We start from the raw sequence: 15,768 nt of genomic DNA, 5'->3' as shown, positions 1-15,768 counted from the left end.
CATCGACGAGTATCTAAAGGTTACGCTTTCGTGCTAACACACCCTACGGCTACGATCGCTTTATAATTGCGATATCTACGACGGGCTATTCGGTGTCGCATCACCAAAGCTACAGGCGATCGCTTTATGGCATACATTGAATATAGTTAGCAGTCGGCAATTCCATGAATATTCGTCAAGAACTTCTAAGTCTGATTGAACAACTGAATGATGAGCAGTTATCAGCATTACTTGATTTAGCTCTTTCTTTCAAGAATGGCGAAAAATCTGTTAATCCTGCTGTTGAATCTCAGGCTTATCAGGATTGGGTAAGCCCTGAAAATGATATTTACGACGAAGTATTTGCTGATGAACTTACAGCGCGGTGATGTTGTGTTGTGTCGAGTCCCCATGCCTTCAACCGGATTGGTACAGTTTAAAGTTCGCCCTGCTGTTGTAATTTCGGCAAATCAATTGAATCAAATTCTTGATGATTTGATGGTTGTGCCTTGTACTTCCAACACTAATCGCCCTTTAACTGTGACGCAATACTTAATAACGGGCGATGAAATTGCCAGTGCAGGTATTAGAGTTGAGTCTGTAGTTCGCTGTGAGTCAATTTTTACATTAAATAAATCTATGATTCTCAGAAAGCTGGGTTCTCTTTCCTCTGAGACAATTAATCAGGTGAATTTTTGTCTAATAGCGGCCTTGGAATTATAAATTACTGCGATCGCTTTATAATTGCGATGTCTACGACGGATTATTCGGCGTCGCAGTTCTAAAATAAATCCATAACTATTTATCCCAAGTCTCTCGATGGAGAAACGGTTTCGTTAATTTGAGAAGATGGTTTATTCAAGAAGAAACTCCAAATTCTTTGAATAGCTATTATTAGAAAACCAATCACGATCGTTCCTGCTACCACTGGTAAAGCTAGCGCCAGCACAGACAGTCCGATCGCAATAAGCAACTCAATGGTTGACACAACTGGATTGGTTAATCCACCGGAAACGCCTGTAGAACTTATCCGCAATATATTCGTTAATCCCTGAGTTAATCCTGCGGTTCCACCACCAGCAACTAAAGCTAATGTCCATTGCGCCAGTGGATTCATCTCTGGAGCAACAGATGCTGTGACGATTGTTCCGGTGATAAATGCCGCAGGAGTGGCAACAACATCCAGCAGATGATCCAACCAAGGAATGTAATAACCGATAATTTCTAGCGAACAAGCGACTGCAAAAACAATTACAGCTTGAGGTGTTTCCACCCAATCAAAGTTAGTTGGCAAATCTAAATGTCCAAAAACTGAAGCCACACTCAATGCTAGCAGTGGTACAAATACTCGAAAGCCAGCCGCCGCGCTCAAACTAATCCCCAGTAATAATTCAATAAATGTATTGAGATTGAACAAAGAATTTAAATCCATAGTAAGACTCAAGTTATACTCCTAGTGTTTTTTCCATCTTTGAGCTGAACGGAGTAACAACTCTAAGCTGTGATCCCAAGATAAGAAACTTGGCAGAAATATTTCATCTGACTATATGTAGAATCAGTTAAATCCCACCTGTGTCAATACTGCGTAGGTTTTGCCTAAAAAATAACTCCAATGTAGGTTGCGTTTCGTTGCTCGGTAAATTACCCCCCTTAATCCCCCCGATATATTGGGGGGAAATAAGAAATCCAGTTCCCTCCCCTTTATAAGGGGAGGGTTAGGGTGGGGTAAAAGCTTGGTTAATAAGCTATTTCAGACTTGTATGTAAACCGTAGCCTTAGCAAGGGGAGAGGAGACAAAGCGTATCTTTGGTGGGGTTCTTCGGCTCTAATAAGCAATCAAGCCACATGATATAAGGACGCTTTTGCATAATTCTGCCGTCGTCAACCTTGATAAATCAGGTCAAAATGAGCCAATGGTGAGTTTCAGCAAAACAGACTTTATGAAAAGATGCCGAAAATATCACAATCTTGGAAAATAATAAAGTAAGTCGAGTATCACAAGACTCACTTGATATCCTCATTTATTCTAGGAAAATATGACTCATTCTTTCCTTGAACGCCTGCGTAGTCCAGATAGCCCAGTCCTCGTTTTCGACGGGGCGATGGGAACCAACTTACAAACCCAAAACCTCACTGCTGAAGACTTCGGCGGCCCACAGTATGAAGGTTGTAACGAATACTTAGTCCACACAAAACCGGAAGCTGTGGCTAAGGTTCACCGCGACTTTCTCGCTGCTGGTGCTGATGTCATTGAAACCGATACCTTTGGTAGTACATCCCTGGTGCTGGCAGAATATGACTTGGCAGACCAAGCCTATTACCTCAGCAAGACAGCCGCAGAATTAGCCAAGCGTGTGGCGGCGGAATTTTCCACGCCAGAAAAACCCCGGTTTGTGGCAGGTTCCATCGGCCCGACAACGAAACTCCCTACCTTGGGACATATTGACTTTGACACCATGAAAGCTACTTTTGCGGAACAAGCAGAGGCGCTGTGGGATGGTGGTGTCGATTTATTTTTGGTGGAAACTTGCCAAGATGTGCTGCAAATTAAGGCGGCACTGAATGCTATTGAAGAAGTGTTTGCTAAGAAGGGCGATCGCCGTCCGTTGATGGTGTCTGTGACAATGGAAAGCATGGGCACAATGTTGGTTGGTTCAGAAATCAGTGCTGTGCTGACAATTTTGGAACCTTACCCAATAGACATTCTCGGTCTGAACTGCGCCACAGGCCCAGACTTGATGAAACCACATATCAAGTATCTGGCAGAACATTCACCTTTTATCGTTTCCTGTATACCCAACGCGGGTTTACCTGAGAACGTCGGCGGTCAAGCGCACTACCGCTTGACACCGTTAGAATTACGGATGTCATTGATGCATTTTGTTGAAGATTTGGGTGTCCAAGTGATCGGGGGTTGCTGTGGGACACGTCCAGAACACATTCAACAATTGGCAGAAGTAGCTAAAGGTCTGAAGCCAAAAGTTAGACAACCAAGTTTAGAACCAGCAGCAGCATCAATTTACACCACTCAGCCCTACGATCAAGATAATTCCTTCTTGATTGTTGGTGAACGTCTCAACGCCAGTGGTTCCAAGAAGTGCCGCGATTTGCTAAACGCCGAAGATTGGGATGGACTCGTTTCAATGGCGAGGGCGCAAGTTAAAGAAGGCGCACACATCCTTGATGTCAACGTCGATTATGTGGGACGTGACGGCGTGCGCGATATGCACGAATTAGTTTCGCGCATTGTTAATAATGTGACATTACCTTTAATGCTTGACTCCACCGAATGGGAAAAGATGGAGGCGGGTTTAAAGGTTGCCGGTGGTAAGTGTTTGCTGAATTCCACCAACTACGAAGATGGGGAACCGCGCTTTTTGAAGGTGCTGGAGTTAGCGAAAAAATATGGTGCTGGTGTAGTCATTGGTACTATCGATGAAGATGGAATGGCGCGGACAGCAGACAAAAAGTTTGCGATCGCCCAACGCGCTTACCGTCAAGCTGTAGAATATGGCATACCACCCACAGAAATATTCTTTGATACCCTAGCGTTACCCATTTCCACCGGGATTGAAGAAGACCGAGAAAACGGTAAAGCGACAATTGAATCTATCCGGCGGATTCGTCAAGAATTGCCTGGATGTCATGTGATTTTGGGTGTTTCCAATATTTCCTTTGGTTTGAATCCAGCCTCGCGGATGGTGCTGAACTCGGTATTTTTGCACGAAGCGACGACGGCGGGAATGGATGCAGCCATTGTCAGCGCTAACAAAATTTTACCGCTCTCGAAGATTGAAGAACGCCATCAAGAAATCTGTCGCCAGTTGATTTATGACGAGCGGAAATTTGAGGGTAATGTTTGCGTATACGATCCCTTGGGGGAGCTTACCACAGCGTTTGCTGGGGTGACAACTAAGCGCGATCGCTCCTTAGATGAAAGTCTCCCCATCCCAGAACGCCTCAAGCGTCATATCATCGACGGCGAACGCATCGGCTTAGAAGAACATCTGAAAAAAGCCTTAGAAGAATATCCCCCCTTAGAAATTATCAACACTTTCTTGCTAGATGGCATGAAAGTTGTCGGGGAATTGTTCGGTTCTGGACAAATGCAGTTACCCTTCGTTTTGCAATCTGCGGAAACCATGAAAGCGGCGGTGGCGTTTCTCGAACCGTTCATGGAAAAATCAGAATCGGGTAACAATGCCAAGGGAACCTTTATCATTGCCACAGTCAAAGGCGATGTCCATGACATTGGTAAAAACCTGGTGGATATCATCTTGTCCAACAACGGCTACAAGGTGATTAACTTGGGGATTAAGCAGCCGGTGGAAAACATCATCAACGCTTACGAACAGCATAAAGCTGATTGTATTGCCATGAGTGGTTTGCTGGTAAAATCCACCGCCTTCATGAAAGAGAACTTGGAGGTATTCAACGAAAAGGGAATTAGTGTCCCTGTGATTTTAGGTGGTGCGGCGTTAACTCCCAAGTTTGTCTATGATGATTGCCAAAATACCTACAAAGGTAAAGTTGTTTATGGCAAAGATGCCTTTTCTGACTTGCACTTCATGGATAAATTAATGCCAGCAAAGGCAACTAATAACTGGGAAGATTTGCAGGGATTTTTGAACGAAGTTGAAACTGCTGAAGTTTCGACTAATGGCCACAAAGAACCAAAAGCGACAACTGCTGAAGAAACATCTGCTGAACCAAAAGTAGTAGATACGAGGCGTTCCGAAGCTGTGGCAATAGATATTGAACGTCCCACACCGCCTTTCTGGGGAACGAAGTTATTGCAGCCTAGTGATATTCCCATTGAGGAAATATTCTGGCATTTAGATTTACAAGCTTTGATTGCTGGACAGTGGCAATTCCGCAAACCAAAGGAACAATCTAAGGAAGAATATCAGGCTTTCTTGGCTGAGAAAGTGTACCCAGTTTTAGAAAGTTGGAAACAGCGAATTATTGAGGAGAATCTGTTACACCCCCAGGTAATTTACGGGTATTTCCCTTGTCAAGCCGAGGGGAATTCTCTACATATATATGACTCAGAAAGTCAATCACAACAGATTGCAACTTTCGAGTTTCCCAGACAAAAGTCTTTAAGGCGGCTGTGCATAGCAGATTTCTTTGCACCGAAGGAGTCGGGAATTATTGATGTCTTCCCAATGCAAGCAGTGACTGTCGGGGAAATTGCCACAGAGTTCGCTCAAAAGTTGTTTGCTGCCAATCAATACACCGATTACCTGTATTTCCACGGTATGGCGGTGCAGGTGGCGGAAGCTGTAGCTGAGTGGACACACGCCAGAATTCGCCGGGAGTTAGGTTTTGCTGCTGAGGAACCCGATAATATTCGGGATATATTAGCACAACGCTATCGTGGCTCGCGGTATAGTTTTGGGTATCCAGCTTGTCCAAATATCCAAGACCAATACAAGCAACTGGAGTTATTGCAGACTGACAGGATTAACTTGTATATGGATGAAAGCGAACAACTTTATCCAGAACAGTCTACCACTGCGATTATTACCTATCACCCGTTAGCCAAATACTTTAGCGCGTAAAATCCTACTCGTTAAAGTAATACGCTTGGTGTTAGTGATATTTTGCCCTGAAAAATCCCCCTTCAAAGCCTCTCTTCTTCTAGGCTACGGTGTGTATACAAGTCCTTCTCACCCCCTCTAACTCCCCCTTGCTAAGGGGGAGAACTGGATATTTCTCTCCTTAGTAAGTAGCAGAACCGGATATTTCCCCCCAATACATCGGGGGGATTAAGGGGGGTAAATCCAAGGTTTGGGCTTCATTACCAAGATGTGTGTGTACCGTAGCCTTCTAGGAGATGTAGTGTATACAAACGAAACAAGGTACTGTTACTTTGATGATTGTTCCGGGAATCCTGTAGTTGTATACCCACCAAATTTATTAATCTCTCAGCTTAGGTAGGCTTATTTATGCAACTCATCACCTCGTTAGATATTAGAAATTCAGAATATTTATCAAAAAATCGCCTTATCAGTTACCATCACCAGTTGCGTTTAATTTTTTCGCTGGGTAATCAGGTAAAAAACGTTCTGGAAATTGGGATTTTTAATTCTCTGTTAACAGACATCTTGAAGAATAATGGATATAACGTCTCCACTGCTGATGTTGACCCCAGCCTCAAACCAGAAATAATTTTGGATTTGACTACAGATTTTTCATTGCCAAAAGATAAATTTGATGCGATTGTCTTATTTCAAGTGCTGGAACACTTTCCCTATGAACAGTCAGAAGAAGCATTGAGAAAACTTGCTATTGCAACCAAGAAATTTTTGGTGATTTCAATTCCTTATTGCACTCAATACCTTTCGTTTCAAGTGAAAACCTCTTTCTCCGGCAGACCAAGGCATTTACTATTCAATGTGCCAAAATTCTGGAGTACAACACCAGTCTGTGACGAACACTGCTGGGAAATGGGTTTAAAAGGTTATCCGAAAACGCGGATTTTAAACTCTGTTGCCAAAGCTGGGTTAACTGTTAAGCAAGAATTTATCGATCCCACTTATCCATACCATTATTTTTTGGTGTTGGAGAAGAATTTTAGTAATACTTAAACAGCAATCTGGGGAGTGGGGAGTCGGAAGTAGGGGAATCCGAATCAGAAAATGGCGGCAAACAATGCTTACAAAACGAGCGATCGCCTCAGCTATGCTTTTAAAATCCTAATTGGTATCATACCCTTCTATGTTCTCCGGGTTTATCCTGGAAAACAGATGGCTAGGTTGTATTACCTACTATCATCGTTTCAGATACTAACATCGAAAATTACCAATTATGCTAGAACAAGGCACTATCAGTATTCATACTGAGAATATTTTCCCGATCATCAAGAAGTCGCTTTACTCAGATCACCAAATATTCTTGCGGGAACTGGTATCCAACGCTGTAGACGCCATCCAAAAGCTAAAAATGGTATCCCGCGCTGGCGATTATGCTGGAGATATCGGCGAACCAGAAATTGAAATTGCCATTGACAAAGATAAGAAAACTCTATCAATTTCCGATAACGGTATCGGGATGACCGCAGATGAAGTTAAGAAATATATCAATCAAGTCGCCTTCTCTAGTGCTGAAGAATTTATTCATAAGTATGAAGGCAAATCAGATCAACCGATAATCGGCCACTTCGGTCTTGGTTTCTACTCTTCTTTTATGGTGGCGCAAAAGGTAGAAATTGATACCTTATCCTATCAAGAAGGGGCACAGGCGGTTCACTGGTCTTGTGATGGTTCTCCAGCTTTCACCCTAGAAGAATCGCCCAGGACAACTCGCGGTACTACTATTATTCTCAGCCTGCAAGGGGAAGAAGAAGAATTTCTCGAATCTGCACGAATTAAGAATCTTGTCAAGACATACTGCGACTTTTTGCCAGTCCCGATTAAACTAGATGGCGAAGTAATAAATAAGCAAAAAGCACCGTGGCGAGAGTCTCCGAGTAATCTGACTCAAGAAGATTATTTAGAGTTTTACCGCTACCTGTATCCTTTCCAGGAAGAACCATTGTTATGGGTACATCTAAATACAGACTATCCCTTTATCATCAACGGGATTCTGTATTTCCCGAAAATGCGACCGGATGTAGATGTTACCAAAGGGCAAATCAAGCTATTTTGCAATCAAGTTTTTGTTAGCGACAACTGCGAAGAAATTATCCCGCAATTTTTGATGCCGATGCGGGGTGTAATTGATAGTACTGATATTCCCCTAAACGTTTCGCGGAGTGCCTTGCAAGGCGATCGCACCGTGCGGAGAATTGGTGACTACATTGCCAAAAAAGTAGGCGATCGCCTCAAAGAACTTTTCCGCGACAACCGCGAACAATACATTAGCGCGTGGAAAGACCTCGGCACTTTTGTAAAATTCGGCGTTCTCAACGACGAGAAATTCAAAAAACAAATCGAAGATATCATTGTCTTCCGCACCACCGCCAAGTTGACAGAAAAAGTTGCTGCTGAAACTCCAGTCGTTGAAGTACAGTCTTCAGACGGCGATGCTTGGCAAGATGTCACTCCTTCACCCAGTTCTGACTCAGCACCCAGCGCTCCTTATACTACGCTGAAAGAGTATCTAGAACGCAACAAAGAACGCAACGAAAATCGGGTTTTCTACAGCACCGATGAAGCAACCCAATCTACATACATAGAACTGCACAAAAATCAAGGCTTGGAAGTCCTTTTTATGGACTCCTTCATCGACACTCACTTTATCAACTTCCTAGAGCGGGAATATCAGGATGTGAAGTTTACGCGGGTAGACTCAGATTTAGATAATACCCTGCTGGAACAAGATAAAGATAAGGAAATTGTCGATCCCAAGACGAATAAAACTCGGAGTGAGACGATCAAAGAGTTATTTGAGAAATCCCTCAACAAACCCAAACTCAACATCCGTACCGAAGCTTTGAAATCAGACGATCCTCATGGTACACCACCTGCGATCGTGCTTTTACCAGAGATTCTCCGCCGCCTGCGAGAAATGAACGCCATGATGCAGCAGCAGTCAGCAGAGTTTCCCGAAGACCACATTTTGCTGGTGAATACTGCTCACCCGCTAATTCAAAATCTGGCAAATATTAACCAAGGTAGTATCATTCAAGGTAACGGTGAATCGTCTACAGATCAGTTAGTCAACTTGATTTGTCAACACGTCTACGATTTAGCGCTGATGTCTCAGAAAGGATTTGACGCTGAGGGAATGAAATCCTTCGTCGAGCGATCGAATGAGGTACTCACCAAGCTGACGGAACAAGCGAGTAAGTAGTGGTGAGTGGGCATTGGGCATTGGGCATTGGGCATTGGTTCAATAACTAATAGTTATTCTTCCCCTGCTCCCCTGCCCCTCTGCCTCCCCTGCTCCCCCTGCTCCCCCTCCTCATCTCCCCACTTCTGCTGCCTAAGACCTAAAATGGAAAGGCTGTATTAAAATAACAATCTGGAGATAGTAGCTATGTCCCGTCGCTGTGAATTAACTGGTAAGAAGGCAAATAACGCTTTTTCTGTTTCTCACTCCCACCGCCGTACTAAACGCCTTCAGCACGCTAATCTGCAAGACAAGCGGGTTTGGTGGGAAGCCGGAAATCGCTGGGTGAGATTAAAGTTGTCTACCAAAGCAATTAAAACCCTACAAATTAATGGGTTAGAAGCAATGGCAAAAGAAGCTGGCATTAACCTAAATCATTACTAAGTAATCTGGATTTCATAACCTGAAACTTTTGTAGGTTGCAATATAGGTGATTTGTAGGGGCGCACAGCTAGCTGTGCGCCCTTAGTGTTCATTACACCTTGAGTAGCAGGTAGGCTCTCTATATTTTGAATTCTGTTAGCAGTAAGAGAGAAATATAAGAATCCATTTTGATTTGGAGAACTAACTTGATTTTGCAGGCAAAAGGCAAGAGTAAGAAGACTCTTTGAATTATACTGAGCTTTTTAACGCAATCAATATGAGTTCTTTATGTAATTTTTACACTACGGAAAAATTCCGGTGTCTCTGAATCAAAATACTTACCAGTTTTCTATTTTTCATAATTTAAATTAGACCGCTCTATACCTAAATTAATTATGAATTGATTTTGTAATTGCTCAACACTATTAACAAGAGGTTGAAATAGAGATTAACTGAATAAATAGAAAAACTGCCTGACCTTAAACAACTATCGAACGAGGCAATAGAAGCCTTACTAATAGAACTATGAAAGGAAATCCAGAAACTAAAAACCATACTGGAAGGTACAATTAATCAAGACTCTCCATTAACCAAGACTAGTTGAGCAATTACAAATAAACAAGGGAATACTGAAAGCAGGTAGTGTATTTCCTTTATACTTTATGACAACGAACAGTTATGAAGCGTCGAACCATTTAGATCGGCAAGAGTGTCACAAACAGCTACAGCTAACGGTTCAATATCAAAAAATATTGGCGAGGATTCTGGCTAAGATTCGCGCATCTGTAAATATAGAATCTCTCTGTTCGACTTCTTGTCAAGATATTTGTCGGCAATTGAAGATTGAGCGAGTTGCAATCTACCGCTTCAATGAAGATTGGAGTGGTAGTTTTATCGATCGCTTGGGCTTTGCAGAACATCCTTGGGATGCATTGACTGCCTTTGGACAGGATTTAGTTTGGGAAGATTCACATTTGCAAGAAACTCAGGGAGGGCGATATCGCAAAAATGAGCCGTTTGCTGTAGCTGATATTTACGATGCAGGGCACGCTCGTTGTCATATTGAAGTATTAGAACAGTTTCAGATTCGGGCGTATGCGATCGCACCGATTTTTATTGGTGCAAAATTGTGGGGAATGCTGGCAGCCTATCAACACTCCGCTCCTCGGCAATGGTATCCTCACGAAGTCGAATTCTTTGCCCAAGCTGCCAGCCATCTTGGCCTAGCAATGCAGCAGACAGAAACCCTAGAACAAACCAAACAACGCACAGCAGAACTGCAAGATGCGATCGCACGCCAACGTGCGTTGACGGAAGTGGTAGGAAATATTCGCTCCTCTGTAAATACTGAAATTATTCTAGATACTGCCTGTCAGGAACTCTGCAAACTCCTGAAGTTAGAGCGGGCAGCAATTTATCGCTTTAATGAAGATTGGAGCGGTGAATTTGTCAGCCAATTCGGCATGGTAGAGGCGCAGTGGGATAGAATCAATCCCTTTGGCAGAAATCTCGTTTGGCAAGATACCCACCTCCAAGAAACGAAAGGTGGACGCTACCGCAATAACGAAAGTTTTGTTGTCAACGACATCTACCAAGCCGGACACTCGCGTTGTCACATTGATATTCTGGAGCAATTTAAGATTCGGGCATATACCTTAGCGCCCATCTTCATCGGCCCAAAACTGTGGGGATTGATAGCAGCATATCAACACTCTGGGTCGCGTCAATGGGCAAATTACGAAGTGGAGTTCCTCGGACAGGTAGGGGCACAATTGGGAGTCGCGATTCAGCAAGCCGAGAATTTGGCTCAGTCAAAACAACAGGCTTCTGCCCTACAAGATGCGATCGCAAGGCAACGAGCATTAACTGAAGTGGTTGGGAAAATTCGCTCCTCTTTAAATATTGATTTAATTCTAAAAACTACTTGCCAAGAAGTATGTAAACTGCTGCGAGTTGAGCGGGTTGGCGTTTATCGCTTTAATCCAGACTGGAGTGGCGAATTCGTCAGTAATTTTGGTATGGTTGAGGCACAGTGGGACAGTATTAATCCCTTTGGCAAAAATCTCGTTTGGGAAGATACCCACCTTCAAGAAACCAAAGGCGGACGCTACCGCAACAACGAAAATTTTGCTGTAGAGGATATTTATCAAGCTGGACACTCGCGCTGTCACCTAGAGATTTTGGAGCAGTTCAAGATTCGCGCTTATGCGTTAACCCCAATTTTTGTAGGACGGAATTTGTGGGGATTGCTGGCTGCCTATCAACATTCCGCACCGCGCCAGTGGGATAGTGTGGAAGTGGAATTTTTGGGACAGGTTGCTAGCCAACTGGGAGTGGCACTGCAAAGTTCTCAAATGGTGACTCAAATTCAAACTCGCGCTGATGAACTGCAACAATCGGCTGAACAGCGCCGGATTTTATTTGATTTGGTCGTCAAAATTCGGGAATCTTTAGATTTAGAGACGATCCTTAAGACTACAGTACAGGAAGTGCGGCGATCGCTAAATACAGATCGAGTTGGCATTTTCCGCTTCGATCCTAATGTTGGTTTTTGCAGTGGTGAATTTATTGCTGAAGATGTCTTACCCAAGTTCGATTCTGCCCTCGCTGTGAAGGTGCAAGACTATTGCTTTGGCAATCAATACGCACCCCAATATCGCCAAGGGCAAGTGCAAGTAATATCTGATGTCAACAGCGTTGGCTCGAAAGTACCTCATCTGGATGTGATTGAGCGATTCCAAGTCAAAGCACAGATTATTGTGCCATTGATGGAAGGGGATGAACTGTGGGGGTTATTGTGCATTCACCAATGCACCCATACACGTCATTGGGAAGAAGCGGAATTGGAATTTGTCACTCAAGTGGCGGCTCAACTCAGTGTAGCGCTGCGTCAAGCCAACTTATTTCAACAATCTAGTTTGCTGGGTCAAACTCGTGAAGAAGCGAATCAACTCGCTCAAGCACTGAATGAACTGCGTACTGCCCAAATGCAAATTATCCACGCTGAAAAAATGGCCAGTTTGGGGCAACTGGTGGCGGGAGTTGCCCATGAAATTAATAACCCGATTAATTTTATCCACGGCAACTTAGAACACGCTCATCAATACACGCAAGAATTGCTTCGCTATGTGCAACTTTATTGGCATCATTATCCTGATGCCGCACCAGAAATCCAAGAGTTCTTCAAAAAAGCCGAAATAGCGTATTTGGTCGAGGATTTACCTCAATTATTCCAGTCCATGCAGGTCGGCACTGAACGCATTCGGGAAATTGTCACATCTTTGCGGAACTTCTCGCGCCTAGACGAAGCTGACTTCAAACCAGCAAATATTCACGAAGGCATCGACAGTACATTAATGATTTTACAAAACCGTTTGAAGCCTTCAGCTGATAGCCTCACCATTCATGTCAGCAAAGATTATGGTACTTTACCTCTAATAGAATGCTATCCCGGTCAGTTGAATCAGGTATTTATGAATTTGCTGTCTAATGCCATTGATGCTCTAGAAGAACGAACCACAAAGGAATCTTCTGAAGCACTGGCAAAAAACCCCTGCAAAATCCGAATTTCTACCTCCCTGCTCAATAAAGATTGGATTGTCATTCGCATCGCCGACAACGGACTCGGCATAGATGAAAAAGTCCTCTCTCGACTGTTCGATCCATTTTTTACTACTAAGGTTGTCGGTAAAGGTACAGGTTTGGGACTGTCTATCAGCTATCAGATAGTTACAGAAAAACACAACGGTAAAATATACTGCCAATCTGAGCTTGGCAAAGGTACAGACTTTGTGATTGAGTTGCCGATTCGTCAGGTAACAACTAAAAAATAACTAGCTAATAGCAATTCTTTATGAAGGCGCATAGAAAGAACCCCACTGCCTGCGGCACCTCCCCTTGGTAAGGGGAGGTTGGGAGGGGTCAAAATAATGTGTAGCCTCATATAAAATTGGTATCAGGTCAAGGAGTTAGACCAGGAATAAACAAAGAAGCAAAGTGATGATTTTTCCAACTCACCTGAAAAATTATCACTCAGCACTCACTACTGTTTTGGTAACAGCAGTATTACATAATTGTTTTACCTTTTCTGTTACCCAATCAACACGATCCTTTCCCCAAAACCTCTCACCTTCAACTACCCAAGTTGGGACTCCGGGACAGCCAAACTGTTCGTATTCTGCCAAAGCTGCCACTGCTGCAAGTTTTGCTGCTTCCCCGTAGATTAACTCAAGAATGCGATCGCCATTCAACCCAACATCATCTGCAACTTTCTTAATCACAGACTCATCGTTGACATCAAGAAGATCGATGTATGTCGCTCGAAAGAACGCGGCATCAAGCAGATGCTCCTTCCCAGTTCCACAAGCCGCGTAATACGCTCTTGCAGGAAGTTCTTCGCGGCCAAACTTCATTCTCTCCCAGCGTTTTACCCACCGACCAAATTCTTCAAACTCCTTGAGCCGAATTTCAATGCCGTACTTTTTTGCCCACCGTAGACAATCTTCTTTGTGATACGACGATAACAGGGCGTTTTCACTTCGTCCTTGTAAATCAACTATCTTTATACCTCGCTCCTTTGGTATGTAGATTGGTCGTCGTTCAATATCAACAGGTAAACCCTGCAATGCTTTTTCAGCAAGAGCGATACCAATATATGAATTTGACGAGTGGTAAATCGAGTATGAGTATACTTTGATTCGCTGCGACATCTTGGCTACCGTAGCTACCTAACTGATAATATTACGAACTAGCGATCGCAGCAGTAGGCAATATTCAATCATCAGAGTCCCCAATCCCCAATCCGTATCTGATTGCTACAGTCGCGGTGAAAAATACTAAGCTGGTAGATAGCACGTTAAAACTTTAGCGGAAATTCGCGATCGCATTCATCGGCGGTTTAGAATTCCCCATTGGCGAACTACCTGTAATTACATTATGTTTGATGCATTATCTGACCGTTTAGAATCCGCCTGGAAAAAACTGCGGGGACAGGACAAAATTTCTCAATCCAACATTCAAGATGCATTGCGCGAAGTGCGCCGCGCCCTGTTGGAAGCAGATGTCAATCTCCAGGTAGTAAAAGATTTTATTAGCGAAGTCGAAGCCAAGGCACAGGGAGCCGAGGTGATTACCGGCGTGCGACCTGACCAACAGTTCATCAAAATTGTTCATGATGAACTGGTGCAGGTGATGGGAGAAGAAAATGTTCCCATCGCAGAAGCCCAGGCACAGCCTACTATTATTCTGATGGCTGGGTTGCAAGGTACTGGTAAAACCACAGCTACCGCTAAGTTAGCCTTACATCTGAGAAAATTAGAGCGTAGCTGCTTGTTGGTGGCGACAGACGTATATCGCCCAGCAGCGATCGACCAGTTGGTGACGTTGGGTAAGCAAATTGACGTACCAGTATTTGAACTAGGAAGCGACGCCGATCCCGTAGAAATCGCAAGGCAAGGTGTAGAACGCGCCAGAGCAGAAGGTGTCAACACGGTAATTATTGATACTGCTGGTCGTCTGCAAATTGACGAAGATATGATGGCGGAATTAGCCCGCATCAAAGCAACCGTCCAACCCCATGAAACTCTGCTGGTCGTGGACGCGATGACTGGTCAAGAGGCCGCAAATCTTACCCGCACCTTCCACGAACAGATTGGAATTACTGGGGCAATTCTCACCAAGTTAGATGGTGATAGCCGTGGTGGTGCTGCGCTTTCGGTGCGAAAGATTTCGGGAGCGCCGATTAAATTTGTGGGCGTGGGTGAGAAAGTCGAGGCACTGCAACCGTTTTATCCCGATCGCATGGCATCCCGAATTTTGGGAATGGGCGATGTGCTAACTTTGGTAGAAAAAGCCCAGGAAGAGTTTGACTTAGCTGATGCTGAGAAAATGCAGGAGAAAATTTTGTCAGCAAAGTTTGACTTTACTGACTTTCTCAAGCAGTTGCGGATGCTAAAGAACATGGGTTCTCTGGGAGGCTTGATCAAGATGATCCCAGGGATGAACAAGCTTTCAGACGATCAACTCAAACAGGGAGAAACCCAGTTAAAGCGCTGTGAGGCGATGATTAACTCCATGACTCGCCAAGAACGCCACGACCCCGATTTATTAGCCAGTTCTCCCAGTCGGCGGCGGCGGATTGCTGCTGGCTCAGGCTATAGAGAGTCAGATGTCAGCAAACTGGTGGGTGATTTCCAAAAAATGCGATCGCTCATGCAGCAAATGGGTCAAGGCGGCTTCCCTGGAATGCCGGGAATGTTCGGCGGTGGCGGCGGTATGGGCAACGCCTTCGCCGGTGCTGGTAATCGTCCCGCAGCCCCAGGATGGCGAGGTTATGATGGTGCCTCAGCCACAAAAAAGAAAAAACCCAAAGATAAAAAGAAAAAAGGCTTTGGCAATCTTTAGGCATGGGGCATTGGGCATTGGGCATTGGTAATTTGCTAATGACCGAATGGCAGTAACGAAAAGGCGAAAGGCTTGTGTCACCTCGTTTCCAGTCTTCAGACTGGGAATGTATTCCAAGAGGCTCTGCCTCTGGTCAAGCCACTGGAGGCTCCGCCTCCAGGCTCTTAACCCGTTAGGGTAAAGCTT

Annotated in this window: 10 protein-coding genes; 8 read left to right on the top strand and 2 right to left on the bottom strand. The window is 44.2% G+C overall.

Features of this window, described 5'->3' with window-relative positions; genetic code table 11:
• The first annotated feature begins 164 nt into the window (after positions 1-164).
• Both RMX89_RS17040 and RMX89_RS17035 read left to right on the top strand, forming a co-directional pair.
• Positions 165-368: a hypothetical protein gene (locus RMX89_RS17040; protein ID WP_069068461.1), complete on the top strand. Its 204-nt coding sequence runs from the start codon at positions 165-167 to the stop codon at positions 366-368.
• Positions 349-702 carry a type II toxin-antitoxin system PemK/MazF family toxin gene (locus RMX89_RS17035; RefSeq protein ID WP_322689734.1) on the top strand — a complete coding sequence of 118 codons (354 nt, stop codon included), beginning with the start codon at positions 349-351 and terminating at the stop codon, positions 700-702. Before RMX89_RS17040 ends, RMX89_RS17035 begins: the two co-directional genes overlap by 20 nt.
• A gap of 79 nt (positions 703-781) precedes the next feature.
• On the opposite strand, the gene RMX89_RS17030 is transcribed toward RMX89_RS17035, so the two are convergent.
• Positions 782-1,411, bottom strand: a complete 630-nt coding sequence (locus RMX89_RS17030; protein WP_322689733.1) for a DUF4126 domain-containing protein — start codon at positions 1,409-1,411, stop codon at positions 782-784.
• A 604-nt stretch (positions 1,412-2,015) separates the two neighbouring features.
• Here RMX89_RS17030 and metH point away from each other — a divergent pair.
• The 5 genes from metH to RMX89_RS17005 all read left to right on the top strand — a co-directional run bounded on the left by metH (position 2,016) and on the right by RMX89_RS17005 (position 13,013).
• Positions 2,016-5,543, top strand: a complete 3,528-nt coding sequence (metH, locus tag RMX89_RS17025) for a methionine synthase (RefSeq protein WP_322689732.1) — start codon at positions 2,016-2,018, stop codon at positions 5,541-5,543.
• A gap of 387 nt (positions 5,544-5,930) precedes the next feature.
• Positions 5,931-6,572 carry a class I SAM-dependent methyltransferase gene (locus RMX89_RS17020; protein WP_322689731.1) on the top strand — a complete coding sequence of 214 codons (642 nt, stop codon included), beginning with the start codon at positions 5,931-5,933 and terminating at the stop codon, positions 6,570-6,572.
• 220 nt (positions 6,573-6,792) lie between these two features.
• A complete protein-coding gene (gene htpG / locus RMX89_RS17015; RefSeq protein ID WP_322689730.1) occupies positions 6,793-8,778 on the top strand; it encodes a molecular chaperone HtpG in 1,986 nt (661 codons plus the stop codon).
• 186 nt (positions 8,779-8,964) lie between these two features.
• Entirely contained in the window at positions 8,965-9,201 is a 237-nt protein-coding gene (gene rpmB / locus RMX89_RS17010) for a 50S ribosomal protein L28 (protein ID WP_322683189.1), read from the top strand.
• Between the two features lie 641 nt (positions 9,202-9,842).
• Positions 9,843-13,013 carry a GAF domain-containing protein gene (locus RMX89_RS17005; protein ID WP_322689729.1) on the top strand — a complete coding sequence of 1,057 codons (3,171 nt, stop codon included), beginning with the start codon at positions 9,843-9,845 and terminating at the stop codon, positions 13,011-13,013.
• Positions 13,014-13,208: 195 nt separating this feature from the next.
• Here RMX89_RS17005 and RMX89_RS17000 read toward each other — a convergent pair whose 3' ends face one another.
• A complete protein-coding gene (locus RMX89_RS17000; RefSeq protein ID WP_322689728.1) occupies positions 13,209-13,889 on the bottom strand; it encodes a DsbA family protein in 681 nt (226 codons plus the stop codon).
• A gap of 226 nt (positions 13,890-14,115) precedes the next feature.
• Between RMX89_RS17000 and ffh the strand changes: the two genes are divergently transcribed.
• On the top strand, positions 14,116-15,582 hold the full coding sequence (ffh, locus tag RMX89_RS16995) for a signal recognition particle protein (protein ID WP_322689727.1): 1,467 nt from the start codon (positions 14,116-14,118) through the stop codon (positions 15,580-15,582).
• The last annotated feature ends 186 nt before the right edge of the window (positions 15,583-15,768 follow it).

It is taken from the genome of Nostoc sp. DedSLP04 (genome assembly GCF_034530775.1).
Taxonomy (GTDB): Bacteria; Cyanobacteriota; Cyanobacteriia; order Cyanobacteriales; family Nostocaceae; genus Nostoc.
This window is presented reverse-complemented; position numbering and strand designations above follow the sequence as displayed.

Bases quoted from the DNA above. Each gene is read 5' to 3' on its own strand.
- RMX89_RS17040 (WP_069068461.1), top strand. From the start codon at position 165: ATGAATATTCGTCAAGAACTTCTAAGTCTGATTGAACAACTGAATGAT.
- RMX89_RS17035 (WP_322689734.1), top strand. From the start codon at position 349: ATGAACTTACAGCGCGGTGATGTTGTGTTGTGTCGAGTCCCCATGCCT.
- RMX89_RS17030 (WP_322689733.1), bottom strand. From the start codon at position 1,411: ATGGATTTAAATTCTTTGTTCAATCTCAATACATTTATTGAATTATTA.
- metH (WP_322689732.1), top strand. From the start codon at position 2,016: ATGACTCATTCTTTCCTTGAACGCCTGCGTAGTCCAGATAGCCCAGTC.
- RMX89_RS17020 (WP_322689731.1), top strand. From the start codon at position 5,931: ATGCAACTCATCACCTCGTTAGATATTAGAAATTCAGAATATTTATCA.
- htpG (WP_322689730.1), top strand. From the start codon at position 6,793: ATGCTAGAACAAGGCACTATCAGTATTCATACTGAGAATATTTTCCCG.
- rpmB (WP_322683189.1), top strand. From the start codon at position 8,965: ATGTCCCGTCGCTGTGAATTAACTGGTAAGAAGGCAAATAACGCTTTT.
- RMX89_RS17005 (WP_322689729.1), top strand. From the start codon at position 9,843: ATGACAACGAACAGTTATGAAGCGTCGAACCATTTAGATCGGCAAGAG.
- RMX89_RS17000 (WP_322689728.1), bottom strand. From the start codon at position 13,889: ATGTCGCAGCGAATCAAAGTATACTCATACTCGATTTACCACTCGTCA.
- ffh (WP_322689727.1), top strand. From the start codon at position 14,116: ATGTTTGATGCATTATCTGACCGTTTAGAATCCGCCTGGAAAAAACTG.